Annotated in this window: 12 protein-coding genes; 1 reads left to right on the top strand and 11 read right to left on the bottom strand. The window is 44.5% G+C overall.

All coding sequences use genetic code 11. From position 1 onward, the window contains the following. Positions 1-6 precede the first annotated feature (6 nt). Complete coding sequence (locus tag IGI89_RS10595; protein ID WP_438735638.1) at positions 7-1,272, bottom strand: MFS transporter; 1,266 nt, start codon at positions 1,270-1,272, stop codon at positions 7-9. Positions 1,273-1,494: 222 nt separating this feature from the next. Between IGI89_RS10595 and IGI89_RS10590 the strand changes: the two genes are divergently transcribed. Next, a complete protein-coding gene (locus IGI89_RS10590; protein ID WP_061054390.1) occupies positions 1,495-2,151 on the top strand; it encodes a Crp/Fnr family transcriptional regulator in 657 nt (218 codons plus the stop codon). 54 nt (positions 2,152-2,205) lie between these two features. Here the strand turns inward: IGI89_RS10590 and IGI89_RS10585 are convergent, their stop codons facing one another. The 10 genes from IGI89_RS10585 to IGI89_RS10540 all read right to left on the bottom strand — a co-directional run bounded on the left by IGI89_RS10585 (position 2,206) and on the right by IGI89_RS10540 (position 12,187). Further along, a complete protein-coding gene (locus tag IGI89_RS10585; protein WP_016621556.1) occupies positions 2,206-2,598 on the bottom strand; it encodes an OsmC family protein in 393 nt (130 codons plus the stop codon). Further along, entirely contained in the window at positions 2,595-3,485 is an 891-nt protein-coding gene (locus tag IGI89_RS10580; protein WP_008378908.1) for an ATP-binding cassette domain-containing protein, read from the bottom strand. Before IGI89_RS10580 ends, IGI89_RS10585 begins: the two co-directional genes overlap by 4 nt. Then, positions 3,485-4,363 (bottom strand): ABC transporter ATP-binding protein, encoded by an 879-nt coding sequence (locus tag IGI89_RS10575; protein WP_005234835.1) that lies wholly within the window; start codon positions 4,361-4,363, stop codon positions 3,485-3,487. The genes IGI89_RS10580 and IGI89_RS10575 overlap by 1 nt, the downstream gene beginning before the upstream one ends. 3 nt (positions 4,364-4,366) lie before the next feature. Continuing rightward, entirely contained in the window at positions 4,367-5,197 is an 831-nt protein-coding gene (locus IGI89_RS10570) for an ABC transporter permease (protein WP_005234832.1), read from the bottom strand. Then, positions 5,197-6,156 (bottom strand): ABC transporter permease, encoded by a 960-nt coding sequence (locus IGI89_RS10565; RefSeq protein ID WP_005234830.1) that lies wholly within the window; start codon positions 6,154-6,156, stop codon positions 5,197-5,199. Before IGI89_RS10565 ends, IGI89_RS10570 begins: the two co-directional genes overlap by 1 nt. A 72-nt stretch (positions 6,157-6,228) precedes the next feature. Then, a complete protein-coding gene (locus IGI89_RS10560) occupies positions 6,229-7,809 on the bottom strand; it encodes an ABC transporter substrate-binding protein (RefSeq protein WP_244732163.1) in 1,581 nt (526 codons plus the stop codon). Between the two features lie 50 nt (positions 7,810-7,859). Further along, the gene (locus IGI89_RS10555) at positions 7,860-8,690 is read right to left on the bottom strand and encodes a MetQ/NlpA family ABC transporter substrate-binding protein (protein ID WP_005234826.1); all 831 of its coding nucleotides are present in this window, start codon (positions 8,688-8,690) and stop codon (positions 7,860-7,862) included. 255 nt (positions 8,691-8,945) lie between these two features. Continuing rightward, complete coding sequence (locus IGI89_RS10550) at positions 8,946-10,040, bottom strand: aminotransferase class I/II-fold pyridoxal phosphate-dependent enzyme (RefSeq protein WP_438735637.1); 1,095 nt, start codon at positions 10,038-10,040, stop codon at positions 8,946-8,948. Then, a complete protein-coding gene (locus IGI89_RS10545; protein WP_438735636.1) occupies positions 10,030-11,229 on the bottom strand; it encodes a MalY/PatB family protein in 1,200 nt (399 codons plus the stop codon). Before IGI89_RS10545 ends, IGI89_RS10550 begins: the two co-directional genes overlap by 11 nt. Further along, positions 11,219-12,187, bottom strand: a complete 969-nt coding sequence (locus IGI89_RS10540; protein WP_244732169.1) for a homoserine O-succinyltransferase — start codon at positions 12,185-12,187, stop codon at positions 11,219-11,221. Before IGI89_RS10540 ends, IGI89_RS10545 begins: the two co-directional genes overlap by 11 nt. Positions 12,188-12,566 lie beyond the last annotated feature (379 nt).

Genomic DNA, 12,566 nt, shown 5'->3' with positions numbered 1-12,566 from the left:
TTGAGGTTAGTCTTCTTCGTTGATTGGCTGCTTCATCGTACCAACGGCGGCAACTGCGCGTTTCGTTTTATAAAACAATTTGTATAAAACAAGGACGACGACTGGGATCAGTCCGCATAAGATGTAGATCTGCGAATAATCAAACAGACCGTGCAAGCTTCCTAATGCATAGGGACCTACGCCTAAGCCGAGGTCCAGCCCGATGAAATAGGTGGAGAGCGCTACGCCGACACGGTGAGGATCGACCTCTTTTAGACAAACGGCTTGGCCATTCGACATGAAGGTGCCATAGCCCAAGCCGACAAAGCAACCCGCAAGCAACAACATCCAGCTGTTGCCGGTAATACTCAATAGGAAAAGACCAAGGGTCAAGAAAAGAAAGCTGGGATACATGACCGCATCTGCGCCATGGCGGTCAAATAGTTTGCCAGTCATTGGCCGTGTGAAGGTCACGGAAAGTGCATAGACGATGAAGAAAAAGGCACCGGCCGTTTCTAACCCAAGGTCACTGGCGTAGATCGACAAGAAGCCGAGAACACTGGAATAAGCCAAACCGATCAAAAAGGCAATCCCGGAAATGAAAAAGACTTTTGGTTCGACAAAACTTTTGATGGACCATTTTTTTAGTTGTGCTCTGTGTTCTTCTGTTAATGGGATGTTTTTGACTGGGAACCAGAAACACGCGATGGCTGTTGCGATTGATAAGATGGTTGCTAACCAAATAATGAAATCAAAGCCGACGGTCGGTAATAATAGCATGCCAATAAAAGGTCCGACTGCTGCTGCTAAACTGGTACTTAATCCATAGTAATTGATCCCTTCGCCATGTTTGGAAGCTGGGATATATGCTGTGACGATCGCATTAGCCGCAGTTGAGACGGCGCCGTAAGCAAAGCCATTGAAAAAGCGCACGGTATCTAAAATGTAGATGTTGACCGAGATTAAATAGGCAGCGGTGGTAATAACATAAAACAAAATCCCCCAGCGCAAAACGGCTTTGCGACCGACTAATTCTAAAATTTTTCCAACATACAAGCGAGCGATCAAGGTCCCGATGATGTAGATCCCCGCTGCCAATCCAGCTTGTGCGGTGGATGCCCCTAACTCCTGAGTGGCAAATTTCGCAGTGATGACGACAAAACAATAATACACGAGAAAGACGATAAAATTGATCAAGGTAATCGTGATAAACCCTTTGTTCCATAGTTTTTCATTTTTGGTTGACGGCGTCGAGCTGACGATTCCTTCTTGATTGGTTTCCCTGTCTGACATGTTTCTTCCATTCCTCCTGTTTGTGCTGTGATGCGTTTTACTATACCGAAACTTCCTCTACTTGAAATGCGCTTTTGCTGTTAAAAAAGAGCATTAACAAGAAACATTAACATTTGTTATTGCTTTTTCACTAGAAATGTCTTTTAATGAAGCTTGAATAGAGGATATTTCATCTTTTTTTCAGAAAATGTTGGGTTGGCATGAAGTGAAGGAGTAACGTGGGTGGAGAAACAGATATTACGTGATTATTTAGAAAAACAAGCAATACCGGTCGTTATCCGCAAGAAAAAGAGTTACTTGACGTATGAAGGCATCCCGGATCGGTACGTCTATATTTTAAAAAAAGGCATCATCAAAACTAGCGTAGTGACCCATGAAGGGCGCGAATTCAACTTGCGCTATTTGACGGATTTCGAGATCGTCTCTTTGTTTAAAGACGAATCCTCTCAAGAAGTCGAAGCCCCTTTTAATGTGCGGGTTGAATCAGAAGAAGCCGAATTATACAAAATCGTGCGGGATCAATTTTGGGCAGATGTCAATCGTGACCGTCTGCTACAGGATTATGTCAAAGAGTATTATCGGAGAAACTTGATGGATACGATGAAAAAGATGCAGCAAATGCTGATGAACGGCAAATTCGGTGCTGTCTGTACCCAAATCAATGAGCTCTATGAAACTTTTGGGGTTCAAACAACAGAGGGCGTCTTGATCGACTTTGAAGTCACCAATGAAGAGATCGCTCGCTTTTGCGGCATTACCTCTGCCAGCAGTGTCAATCGAATGATGCAAAAATTACGAGAATCTGGCGCCCTAAAGAGTGTCGATCGCAAACTATTAGTGACAGATATCGATTTTATTCGGGAGAATATTATTTATTGATCAAAAAAGACTTTGTACGCCTTTTGGTTTCAGGCACACAAAGTCTTTTTTCGATTAAATAAACGTCACCGTTTCCGTCACTTCGATCGTTGGATCTAACGATTGGATCACGGGGCAATTTGGTGAAACGAGTTTTAGGCAACGGGTCGCTTTGTCATGATCAGCTTCGGCGATTTTCGCATAAAACTGAATTTGGATAGCACTGACTGGTTGGGCTTTTTTATTGTCGTCTCGGTCATAGCTGACTTCGATCTTTTCGATTTCTGCTTCAACCTTTGAATTCTCTAAGACAGATGCGTATACATAGCCGCCGCAAGCAGCTACCGCACTCACCAGCATTTGGACAGGCGAATAGCCTTTTTCCCGTGCTAACACCCAATTGCCAGTTGGGGTCGTCATTTCAAATTTGTCGCTTCCTTGATGGATCGTCAATGTTTCTACTGTCATCGTTTTTCTCTCCTCACAAAATGATCTGGTTCAACTTCGACCCATTCATACAATGGTGTCAAAGTAATCGTGCTTTGAATTTCCGTTTGTTCCATCGCACCTCTTGCTAACACAGGATCAGCGATCGGAGCTGCTGCTAATAATTTCTTCGTGTAAGGATGCAGCGGATTTTCAAACAAACGATCGGTAGGTGCCAATTCAACTAATTTCCCTTGATACATGACGGCTGTTCGATCACTGATATGACGAATCACGGACAAATCATGGGAAATGAATAAATAAGACAATGAAAACTCTTTTTGTAGACGCAGTAGCAATTGGATGATCTGAGCCTGAATGGAGACATCTAATGCCGAAGTCGGTTCGTCACACAAGACGAACGCCGGGCGATTGACGACCGCACGAGCGATACCGATCCGTTGCCGTTGTCCGCCGCTGAAACTGCGAGGCAGTTTATGGACATCATCACCGGTGATCCCGACGATCGCTAAGATTTCTTTGGCTTTCGCTCGAGCAGCATCTTTCGTTTCATGATACAACGGCTCCATCACCAGTTCAAGTGCTGTCATACGGGGATTCAATGATGAATACGGATCTTGGAAAATGATCTGCATTTGCTGATACGCTGCTTTGCGATCTTCTGCCGTCAATGCTGTTATCTCTTTGCCTTCAAAGAAAATCTCCCCGCTTGTTAAGGTCTCTAAATTTAAAATACTGCGTCCTAAAGTGGTTTTCCCACTCCCAGATTCCCCCACTAGCCCCAATGTCTCGCCCCGATGGATCGTTAGGCTGACATCTTCGACCGCTCGGACTTCACTGACAGTGCCGCGCCAGTTTTTACTGCGAAAGATTTTCGTCGCATGTTCTACGCGAATCAGTTCTTCCATTATTCTGTCACCTCCTGATTGCGCCAGACGCGATGTGTCTTAGATAGTTGCGTTTCTTGCAGTTCATCTGCCAATGTCTCATGATAGTCAAAGACTTTTAATTCGGCATGCTTGTCGCCTAAATGGGCCGCCTGCAATAATTGTTTCGTATAAGGATGTTCCGGCTGATAAAAAATTTCTTCCGTGGTTCCTTCTTCCACGACTCGGCCTTGATACATCACTTTAATAAAGTCGCACATTCCTGCAACGACCCCAAAGTCATGGGTCACAAGGACGACGGAAAGCTGGTTCTCTCTTTGCAGGTTTTTGATCAATGCCAAAATCTGTGCTTGGATCGTCACATCTAAAGCCGTTGTCGGTTCATCTGCGATCAGCAATTTCGGTTGCGCCAACAAAGCCATGGCAATCATCACCCGCTGACGCATCCCCCCAGATAGCTCATGAGGATATTGTTTCATGCGTTGTGCTGGAAAAGGTATGCCGACTTTTTCTAACTCTTTGACGGCGATTTCTTGTGCTGCTTTTTTCGATACTTTTTGTGAGCGGCGAATCACTTCAATCAAATGATAGCCAATCGTGCGCAAAGGATTTAACGAAGTCATCGGGTCTTGAAAAATCATGGCGATCGGTAATGTTCGACGATCGGTCACTGCTGCTCCTTCAAATGTATAACTGGTATAGTGATCGGTCACTTTATCAGGCAAAAGATCCATGACGCTTTTCATGGTCATACTTTTGCCGCTGCCAGATTCGCCAACGATCCCAACGACTTTGCCCTTAGGAATTACCAGATCAAGATTTTTTACTAACGGTTTCGGACCGGTTTTGCTTTGAAATGTCACATTCAACGCTTCGATCGCTAATAACTCTGTCTTCATCGGTCACACCTCTCTCTGCAAGACATGTTTGATCATGTCGCCGATATTGTTAAAGGAATAGATGGTGAAAATAACAAAGAGCCCTGGAAGAATCGCCATGTATGGTGCCCGCTGCAAGCTGTTTTGCGCGTTTTGCAACAGACTGCCCCACGAAGCCATCGGTTGCTGTATTCCTAAGCCTAGAAAACTCAAAGCCGATTCGGTCATGATCGCTCCTGAAATACTTGCAGATGCCGCAACGATCAAGGTAGGAAGCACTGCTGGGAAAACATGCTTCACGATAATACTAAATGAAGAACGTCCGATAAATTTCCCGTAAGCGACATATTCCCGTTCTTTCGCCGCTAACGTTTCACCACGAATCAAACGAGCGATGTTCATCCAGGAGAAGCCGCCGATCACAATAATAATCGTGGTTAGTCCGGGACGTAAAAAGACGCTCAAAACGATCACTAACACCAACCAAGGAATCGATGACAATACATCGACGAGCCGCATCAGCAGGTTGTCGATCCAACCGCCAAAGTAGCCAGAAACAAGACCGACAAGAGTCCCAATAAACGTCGCTGTGATCATTGCCAAAACACCTACAAACAATGATACCCGACCGCCGTAGACGACCCGAATAAAGTAATCTCGCCCCACTTCATCGGTTCCAAATAAATGAGACCAACTCGGCGGCTGTGACATGTTGCTGACATCCGTTGCATTAGGATCGATGGGGATCAAAGGTGCAACAAGCGACAAAATAATCAATAACGTCAGGAAAACGACAGAAAAGGTATAGATGGGCGAAGCAAGCATGACTTCACTGATTTTTTTGAAACGTTTCATTACTTACTCCCTCCTTTACGGATACGTGGATCAACCACGGAGTATAATACATCCGCTAACAAATTCCCTAAGATGACCAGTGTTGCTGACAACAGCATGATGGCCATGATCACAGGATAATCGAGGCTTTTCGTCGCACTCATCAAGTAAGGGCCGACGCCCGGCCAGCCGTAGATCGTTTCTGTAATGATCGCACCGGTAACTAACATCGGCAACGCCAAGCCGATTTGGGTGACAACGGGAATCAAAATATTTCGACTAATATGACGGCTGAAAATCTGCCATTTGCTGGCATGAAATGCCCGTTGCACCATCACGTAGTCTTCTGAAACTTGTTGTGTCGCTGATGCCCGAATATACCGCGTCAAATCTGGGAAGAAGGCGACAGTCAATGTGGTATAAGGCAAAATAAAATGCTGCAGAAAATCGCCAAAATCCCCTTCTTTACCGACCGTATACATGCCAATGATTGGAAACATATTTAATAAGTAACCAAACACATAAATCAAGATCATCGCAAACCAGAAGGTCGGCACAGCGATTCCTAGAGATGCCACAGCGTCAATGATCCGATCCCAAATCTTTCCTTTGTTGGCAGCAGCCAACAGGCCCAAAATGATGGCCAACAACAAGGCAGTCAAATAAGCGGGGATCACTAGGCGCATGGTATTGGGAATCCGAGTCGCAAGTTCTTGTGAAATACTACTTTGAGACACCAAAGAAAAGCCAAGATTACCGGTAAGAATATTTCTGATCCAAAGAAAATATTGAACCAAAAAGGGTTGATCCAAGCCATAGCGCTGCCGCAAAAGATCGATTTGCTCTTGCGACATATTGGGTGTCGTGATGGAGTCGATCACATCATACGGTGCGATATGTATAAGTGAAAAAACGATAAAAGAGATCACAAACAGCAAAGGGATTGCTTGCAATACTCGTTTTGCAATGTATCGAAACATAACTGACCTACTTTCTTTTTCATAGAAAAAAGCTGTGATAAAAAAGATTCCTCTTTATCACAGCCAATGGATTTACTTGATTGTCAATTTAGACATATCTTCGAATGTATAGATTGGGATCAAACCTGCATCTTCTACATTACCAATTCGGTTATTGACCGCTAGGATTTTCTTGTTGTCAACGATTGGGTAAATGATCGCTTCGTCAGCAATGGCCTTTTGCAAATCATCATACAATGCTTCACGTTTGTCCGTGTCTAATTCAACTGCTGCTTGGGCAAACAAATTGTCAATGGTTTCGCTATTGCTTTGGAAGTAGTTGGCACTACCGCCAGTTTCAAATAGACTGCCGTATAAGTCAGGGTCATTTCCCATGATATACCCGCCAAGGAATAAGTTGTACTTCGTTGAATCAGGTTTCTTCAACTCGGTAAAGATCGCTGTACCATCGCCACCTTCAAGTGTAACCGTTATGCCTGCTTGTTGCAATTGTTGTTGGATCAACGTAGCTTGGATCGTTTGGGCTGGATCGGTTGAGTTGAAAGCCAAATTCAATGACAAATCAGTCACACCAGCTTCTTGTAAAAGTTCTTTTGCTTTTTCAGCATTCGTCTCATATTTTTCAACATCATCAGTGACGTATGGGTTGTTCGGTGGCAAGAATGAATATGGTGTTGCATAATACTCTTCATCTAAATATGCTGCTTGATTTAATTCATCTTTGTTCAACGCATAGAGAACTGCTTTTCGAACTTTCACATCTTGCAAAGCATCTGAGTGAGTGTTCAAGCCTAGATAACCAACACGGTTTTCAGTATAAGGATAAACAGAGATCTGCTCATCATCTAAGTCTTCAATATCTGAAGGCAAGACAACGGCTGCATCCACTTCCCCTTTTTGCAAAGCGACTTTCGCAGTATCGGTACTTTCGATGATGCGCAACGTCACATTTTGAATCGAAGGCTTGCCGCCATAATAGTTTTCATTGGCTTCAAAAGTAAAGTACTCACCACGTTTGTATTCTTTCAGTTGATACGGACCAGTGCCGACTGGTTTTTCAGGCAGTTCACTGACAGAGAAGTCGGTAACATCTTTAAAGATATGCTCGGGAATGATGTATGTTTCGGTTGCAATATTGCTGATCGCTGCCGCACTCGGTGTCGGCAACACGAATTTGACGGTGTATTCATCCACTTTTTCGATCGCGATTGGTTGGTCGTCGACCCAAAGGGAATCGGCATTGCCATTTTCTTTTTTGACTTTTTGTTCATATGTGAAAACAACGTCATCGGCGGTAAAGTCTTCGCCATCTGACCATTTCACATCTTGTTTCAAATGTACTGTCAATGAAAGGCCGTCTTCAGCTGGTTCCACTGATTCTGCCAACGCATTTTGTGTTGTTCCGTCTGCTTCCACTGTAACTAGTGGAGAATAGATCATGTTTGTCACTGTCAATCCCCAACGATCACTGGTGTTGATCGGGTTAGTGGACGATGGGTCCCCGCTGATCGCATAAGTGAATGTTGAATCATCCCCAGCTCCAGCTGCACTACTGGTTGACGTTTCTTCTGTATTTGATCCACCGCAGGCTGCTAGAACAAATCCTAGTCCAACGACGGCAACACTTGCTAAACCTTTTTTCCAATTTATCATTTTTCCATCCTACTTCCTGTTCCTATATAGTAATAGTCGTTTTTAACTTTCTATTCCCATACAGGTATACTAGATTTCTTTGTTACTTCCTCGATGATTGCTTTTACTTCATCGGTCTGATAATATCGAACGACCGTTTGGTAAACGTCATTGTCTGCTTCGTCTGCTCGCGCAGCGATCACATTATAATAAGGCTTGGAGGAATCAGCCACAGGTTCTAAGAAAATCGCATCTTCTGTAGGAACCAAACCAGCATCGACGGCCATGCCATTATTGATCAAAGAAATGTCGACATCGGTCATTGCCCGAGCAGTTTGATTGGAGTCAAGTAGCTCAAATTTCAGGGCTTTGGGATTGTCAATGACATCACTGGTTGTTGGCAGTAAACCTTTTGATTCATCCAAAGTGATCAAACCGGCGGTCTGTAAGAGTAATAGTGCACGGCTCTCATTTGAGACATCATTGGGTAAAGCCACCGTAGCACCATCTGCCAATTCGTTGACATCGGTGATTTTATCGGAATAAATACCAAGTGGGTTTAATGTCGTATAGGCAATCGTCGTGTTGGAATAACCACTTTCTTCGTTGACATTGTCCATAAAAATCTCCGTCAATGCTGCGTGAAGGTCAATTGAGCCATCCTCAAGCGCCACGATTGGCTGACGATAATCGGTGAATTTCACCAATTGCAAGTCGATATTTTCGTTTTCCTTCAATTCTTCCTGCACATGTTCCCAGGCTTCGTTTTGCTCACCCACGACACCCAATTTGACAACGGTGGCTTCCTCATCTGCTTGACTGCTGCCGCAAGCGGCGAAGCTGAACAATGCCAGCAATCCAAGAGCCCCTGTTGCCAATCCCTTTACTACGTTTCTTTTCATCCCTTTTTCCCCTTTTGTTCCCTCCTCAGATCAATCGTCCCGTTTTCTTGACGTATTGCTCAACTAGACCAATTTCACCTCTGTTTCTCAAAACAAATTGTTTTTTCAAAGGAGAAATGGCAAATGCCTGTTGCCGTCAACCGAAAACATCGGACTCACTATTCATATGTAGTGTAACTTTATCCTATACAACTAAAACTGTCAATAAAATTACTCTACAAAAGTAAGTTTTTAACTAGCTGATCTGTGGTCGGGTTATTTGAATATCTTCAGTGCATTTTCTAAGTCATCGATCAAATCTTTACTACTTTCGATCCCAATGGAGATCCGTAAAAGATCCGGCGTCAATCCATAAGATTCTCGTACCTCTTGAGGAATATCGGCGTGAGTCTGTGTCGTTGGATACGTGATAAGACTTTCCACACCACCTAGGCTTTCTGCAAAGGTAAAAACCTTTAATGCCGCTAAGAAGCCGCTGATTTTGGTTTCATCAAGCACCCGAATACTGATCATCGCGCCGGCATTCGGGTACAGCACCTCTTTGATCGCCGGATGGGCTCGTAAAAAACGGCCGACTTCCTTGGCGTTGGCTTCCTGTCGTTCAAAGCGCAACGGCAGCGTCTTTAAACTTCGGATAAATAACCACGTATCAAAGCTGCTCAAAGTCGGGCCTGAAGTATTGGCTAAATAATTCAAACGCTCCCCTACTTGCGCATCTTTGGCGATCACGACACCAGCCAAAATATCATTGTGGCCAGATAAGAATTTGGTGCCTGAATGGATCACTAGATCCGCGCCTTCTTCTAAGGGCAACTGCCGTAAGGGCGTCAAAAAGGTATTATCTACGATCAATAGCGCCCCCTGTTCGTGGGCAAGCTTGGCGGTTTCAGCAATATCCGTCACGGTCATCAAAGGATTCGTCGGGGTCTCTAAGAAGACAGCCGTTACCTCGTCAGTTAATTTTTCACTTAATTCGGCTAAAGTACTGAAGGTATCGAAAAAGGCCCGCTGGCTATTTTCCAGTTCCGCAAAATAGCGAAAGCTACCGCCGTACAAGTCACGAGAAACCAAAAAGCGGCTGCCGCTGGCAAATAAATCAAAAATCAAAGCGATCGCACTCATGCCAGAACTGGTCACTACTGCCCGAGCCCCTTTTTCTAATTCGGCAAAGCCTGCTTCTAAAATATCCCGGGTCGGATTTTTGGTCCTAGTATAATCATAGCCGGTACTTTGCCCCAATTCAGGATGTGCAAAGGTCGTGGAAAGATAAATTGGCGGACTAATCGCCCCGGTTTGCTGATCCGAATGATTGCCTAATTGGGCGAGAAAAGTTGCTGTATCAATGGTCATGTCGTTCCTCCTTTTTGATTGCCTCGATCAAACGATCAAGGGCTTTTTGAATGATCGTTGGTGTTGTCGCAAGATTCAGACGAATCATGCCCTGACCGTCTTTGGCGAACCATTCCCCATAATCGACTGCTAGACCGGCAGTATCTTGGACCACCTGCTTGGTTCGTTCTTTGGCGATGACTTGCCTCAGATCCACCCAGAGAAGATAGGTTCCTTCTAAGGGCAGGAGCTCAATCTTGGGAAATGCTTCTTGCAGTTGCTGGCGGATCATTTCTTCATTGGCAACAACCACTGAGAGCAGATCAGCTAGCCATTGATCTCCCGATTCATAAGCGGCTTTGGCAGCAGTTAGACCAAAACAATTAACTTCCGTCTGCTTGTATTGTCGGCACCACGCGTGATAGGTTGTGCGCATCTCTAAATCTGGAATCCAAACGTGAGACAGCAATAACCCTGCTAAGTTAAAGGTTTTTGACGGTGAATCGACAACGATCAGTTTTTCAAATCTTAAACGCTGCGCCACCGTTATTGCCGAAACAAATTGCTGGTCACCGAGTATCAGCTCGCGATGGATCTCGTCGGCGATCACGACAACCTCATGTTTTTGGCAAATTGCCAATACCTGATGCAATTCTTTCTCTTGCCAGACCCGCCCTACTGGATTGTGGGGGGAGCAGAGAATAAATAGTTTCACTTTTTCTTCAATGATTTTGGCTTCAAAAGCAGCAAAATCGATTTGATAGGAATTCTTCACCTTTTGCAAGGGTGCTTCTATCAAGCGCCTTTTCGTCTCTTTGATGCTGTCAAAAAAGGGATAATAGACGGGCGGCTGGATCAAGATGCCATCGTCAGGTTCTGTGAAACAATGAAGCAAATCAACCAAAGATTGGACGACCCCTGTGGAAAACGAGAGCCATTTTTCTTCGAATTTCGTCCCCCAGTGGCGATCTTGCCAAGCTTGATAGGCTAAAAAATAGCCTGAGGGGGGAATCGCATAGCCAAAGGTTCCTTGAGCAACCAGTTGCTGCAAGGCTTCTTCCACTGCCTTTGGCGCCGCAAAATCCATATCAGCTACCCATAAAGGCAAAAGCTTTTCTCCTTGGAACCGTTGATCCACAAGATCCCATTTTAAAGAATTGGTGCCTTTTCGCTGCCTGGCATAGTGGGAGAGAAAATGCTCAATCGTCATTGATACTCACCCGACCTTCTGGCTCACTGCCAATTCGGTAACCTTCTTTCGTTGGCATGACGGACAGGTCATACGGCGTTCGCAAATAGGTTTCATTGATCCAATTGCTGAAAAACAAAGAGGCATGTCCCCGCCAACGGTTGGTGATTTTTCCCCCTAAGCGGTCATAAGCAAAGTAATTTTTGGGCAACGCGGTATCTAAGCCCCGTTCCATGTCTCGCAAGTACTCTTCATTCAAGGTCGCTGAATGGTATTCAAAATGTCCTAGCAAGAAGGCATTTTTATGATCTTCTGATACGAAGATGGAAGGCCCTGTTTCAACGCCCGCTGCCAATATTTCTAAAGGCGCTTGGGCCAGCTGGACATCATCGATGCCAGTATAGCGCGAATGCGGTGTATAAAAGACGTCGTCAAAGCCCCGAACCAGTGGATGAAAATGCGTGACTGTTTGTTCGAAGACACCGAACAATTTGCTTTGGTACAACACTTTGTCGATACCGTAATGGTAATAAAGCCCCGCTTGTGCCCCCCAGCAAATATGTAGGACTGAAGTGCAATTCGTCTGACTCCAATCCATGATTTTTTGTAGTTCTTGCCAATAGTCAATGGCTTCGAATGCCATTTTTTCAACTGGGGCTCCGGTGATGATCAAGCCATCGAATCGTTGCGGCTGGATCACTGAAAATTCTTGATAAAACTTTTCCATGTGATCGACAGAGGTGTTTTTGCTTTCGTGGTATTTCATTTTTAGTAAAGTCACCTCAATTTGCAGTGGACTTTGGGAAAGTAAACGCAACAACTGATTTTCTGTAGCGATCTTTTTCGGCATCAAATTGACGATCGCGATTTTCAAGGGACGGATCTCTTGCTTCGCCGCTTTATGCTGCAGTAAGGCAAAGACATTTTCTTTTTGCAGGACCGCTGCAGCGGGTAATTCTTTGGGAATAATGATTGGCATTGATTCAACCCCTTACAGATAAATTTCTTGTTGAAGAGAAAGCGAACAGTTTCGGCTGTGAAAAACAAAAAAAGCCGCCCTTTTATCCTTATGGATAAAAGGGACGACTTGATGCGCGTTACCACCCTAATTCGTGCTATTCTCACAAATAACACCTCAACAGTACACTATGATACTTGGCGCTGTAACGGGCGCATGCCGTTTTGCTGGCGTGAACCAACAAAAAAACTCAGAGCTCATCTTCACTGATCACCGCATGTCTCCTTTTTCACCAACCGGAGTCTCTGTACCTTTGTTGATCTGCTACTCTTCTCTTCAACGTTATCGAATTCTTTGTTTAATTTTAAAAAATTATAATTGTTTTTTCATTTACTGTCAA

It is taken from the genome of Enterococcus sp. AZ141, from assembly GCF_051714385.1.
GTDB lineage: Bacteria > Bacillota > Bacilli > Lactobacillales > Enterococcaceae > Enterococcus_D > Enterococcus_D entomosocium.
Note: the sequence above shows the minus strand (reverse complement) of the source record. Positions and strands in the feature narration are given on the sequence as shown.